Source organism: Nostoc sp. FACHB-152, assembly GCF_014697475.1.
GTDB lineage: Bacteria > Cyanobacteriota > Cyanobacteriia > Cyanobacteriales > Nostocaceae > Nostoc_B.
The window spans coordinates 1-2,597 of record NZ_JACJRV010000181.1 but is presented as its reverse complement, the minus strand read 5'-3'; the positions used below and the strand labels follow the sequence as shown (position 1 = coordinate 2,597).

At 37.1% G+C, this 2,597-nt stretch carries 2 protein-coding genes; one reads left to right on the top strand and one right to left on the bottom strand.

The annotated features are described in order from the left end of the window. The first annotated feature begins 94 nt into the window (after nt 1-94). Complete coding sequence (locus H6G76_RS36395; RefSeq protein WP_190711042.1) at nt 95-796, top strand: hypothetical protein; 702 nt, start codon at nt 95-97, stop codon at nt 794-796. A 29-nt stretch (nt 797-825) separates the two neighbouring features. Here H6G76_RS36395 and H6G76_RS36390 read toward each other — a convergent pair whose 3' ends face one another. Further along, complete coding sequence (locus H6G76_RS36390) at nt 826-2,265, bottom strand: CHAT domain-containing protein (RefSeq protein WP_190711041.1); 1,440 nt, start codon at nt 2,263-2,265, stop codon at nt 826-828. Nucleotides 2,266-2,597 lie beyond the last annotated feature (332 nt).

The following is a 2,597-nucleotide window of genomic DNA, read 5'->3' as shown; positions in this document are numbered from 1 at the left end:
GATTCTGTTCAATGTGGTTCAGTATGTCGCACATTTTTCTGTGTAAAAAAAGCTTTCTGATGTTCTTTTATCACAGAATGATACTATTTTGGAGATGTCTAATCCACAAGAGGCTAATACATCACCACGATGTACTCTCATCACTCCAGAGGGCTGTCCCAACCGCAAAGGCCCTAATGAAGAAAACGAAAACACACCCCTTATAATCCAACCATACGGAAATGTTCTGGTGAACAACCGACCAACAATATCGTGGGTGGCTGTTCCAGGAGCTACTAGCTACACTGTGCAAGTGAAAAGCTATAATGTAAATTGGGTGAAACGTGTCAATGATACTACATTGCTGTATCCTCCAGAGAAAGAAGGGCTACATTATGGGAGCGCATCTAAAATTATCGTCATTGCAAATAAAGATGATTCTGCCATGAGTGCAGATACCTTGGTTGCTCACTTGCTACCTGAACCAGAAGTGACACGAATCAACCAAGCACTAGAAGCAGTGAATTCTTTAAATTTGCCGCCAGATGAAGTGTTTGTCGATTTAGATGTGATTTATATGTCGGAAGGAGTACTAAACGAAACAATTGAAACTTTGAAAGCACAAGTAGCAGCAGGTAGCCAAAACCCAACCCTATATAGAATTTTAGGGGATCGTTATGTAGAAGGATGGCTACCGCAACAAGCTTCAAGAGCATATAGTAAAGCAGTTGGATTAGCAGCAGTTCAAGGAAAATCAGATGAGGAGGCGATCGCTAAAGAACGTTTAAAATTATTGAACTCTGCAATTGGACGATAGACAAATTATGCTTGACAGACCAACGACTATCAAAGCCAACTGCCAACAAGAATCAATCCTGCCCAATAATAAGGATGATCGTATTGAGGATTGGAAAGCAAACTCAGTTGTGCTTGTCTGAGTGCTTCAGCTTTAGTTAAACCACTGTTCAAACCTTTGTAAAATTGTCCGACAAGCATAGCAGTAGATTTTGCATCTACCAACCATAGGCTGGCGACTGTACTTCGTGCGCCAGCTTGAACTGCCACTCCCGTAATACCCAAAGCAGAACGCTTATTACCTTTTGCAGTTTCGCAAGCACTCAAAACTAATAATTCAATTGGGTCTTGGTTTTGTTGAACTTTTAACCAACCCTTCCATTCTCGGATGTTGATAGGCTTGTCCCAAGCCAACAAAACTGTCTGTTGTGGATCAGAGCTAAATTGTCCGTGAGTAGTTACATGGACTATCGGAAAATTGCCTGAATTTAATTGTTGTTGAAAGCGTTGGCTAGTGAAAGCTTCATTTAACAGTGCAACGGAAGATTGAACTTGCCTTTTCACATCTATTAATTCGTGATTGGTTTCCGGGAGAGCCTGAAAATCTTCAGAAGAATTGAGATATTTTAAACTGGGGCTTGGTTTAGATATCCCTGCGATTAAAGCTTTTTGCCGTTTGGCTGTTAAAAATTTAGGTGGTCTAATTCTTGAACCTAATGTTGTAGTAATACTGTAGTGCTGAATTAAATAATCTTTGCCATCGTATAGTAAACTCATAGGAATACTTTGAAATGACTGATCGAGATTGAAAACAAGTGTTCCAGAATCAGAAATATGTTTTTTAATAGGTGCAATCAATTGGTTGTAGATTATCTGAGAATAAGCCAGAAATACTGACTTCTTAGTATTAATGAAATTTGGCTCTTGTATAACATTTAATAAACTCTCGGTAGCATCATTAACTAATTTGGAATCAACAGAATAGTGATATAAAAGCTGTTGTGGAGACTGAGTAATTACTTCTATGCTACTGCCTAAATCGATAATATGTATAACTGTATAGTTAGTATTTAAATTTTTAAGTTGATTTAACTCAACTAGTTCTAATTTGCCACATTGAAGAAAGTTTTCTAGCTCGGCTATTTGAAGTTGTTCATGAGTTTTAATGACTTTACTTAAATTTTGAGAGTTAGCTAAAAGCAATCTCATGTAATCTCGGTAAATAGGATCTACAGTTTCGTAAAAGGAATACTGTAAATCTGCATTAGTTGATAAAAGATTATTACGAACTTGTTGAAGGTTTTTAATCGCTGCTTCGTACATCTGGAGAGCTTGAGCGTATTTATTCTGCCGCTTGTACAAAGACCCCAATTTCTGTTGCCATTGATAAGCTAGATCCCAAGCCCCTATAGCTTGAGCTTGACTTAATGCTTTTTCAAAATAATATTGAGCTTTATTTGGGTCATACTGTAGTGTACCCAGTACACCCAAGCTCTGAGATTCTAATCTAGGATTATTTAACTCCTGAGCTACTTTTAAGGCTGAGTGAGCATATTCGTGAGCTAATACATAGAGTTGTTGGTTTTCACTCTGATAGAAGCTATTAGCAAGATTGAGCTTAGTATAAGCAAACTGACTAGGAAATAATTGAGAGTCAGAGTCAGAGTCAGAGTTATTTAATATTGAATTTACAGATTGTTCAATTTTTAGCTTAACTAAATTCTGAATATCAGTAACATAAATTTCTGAATTAGATAATTTTTTTGGCTCTCCCAGACTAGATATGATAAATTAGTAGCAGAAATACCAATTGAGTAGAATTC

Bases quoted from the DNA above. Each gene is read 5' to 3' on its own strand.
- H6G76_RS36395 (WP_190711042.1), top strand. From the start codon at position 95: ATGTCTAATCCACAAGAGGCTAATACATCACCACGATGTACTCTCATC.